A 247-nucleotide genomic window follows, 5' to 3' on the forward strand; every position below is an offset into this window, starting at 1 on the left:
CTGATTACTCGTGGCGATTTGAACGTTGTAGGCAGGTTTTAATTGACCGTTTTGCATCGGATCTTCCTTGACCCGCATAAAGGTGGCATCGTGATCCGTCTTAGAGTAGCTGTTACGCTGACCATAGATTGCTTGCTGTGCTTGGTGTTCACGCATTTTATCACGTCGTTTATCCAACTTACGTTTTTGTGATTTAACAGTCCGGCGTTGCTGTTTGGCTGGGTTCGGGGAAACCTGCTTAGTTGCT

General features: G+C 46.6%; 1 pseudogene. It reads right to left on the bottom strand.

The features are described from left to right. Window positions 1-247: pseudogene (locus MZO41_RS16680) on the bottom strand (IS1182 family transposase); the annotation flags it as partial.

This window comes from Lactiplantibacillus sp. C232 (genome assembly GCF_023806725.1).
Lineage (GTDB): Bacteria > Bacillota > Bacilli > Lactobacillales > Lactobacillaceae > Lactiplantibacillus > Lactiplantibacillus plantarum.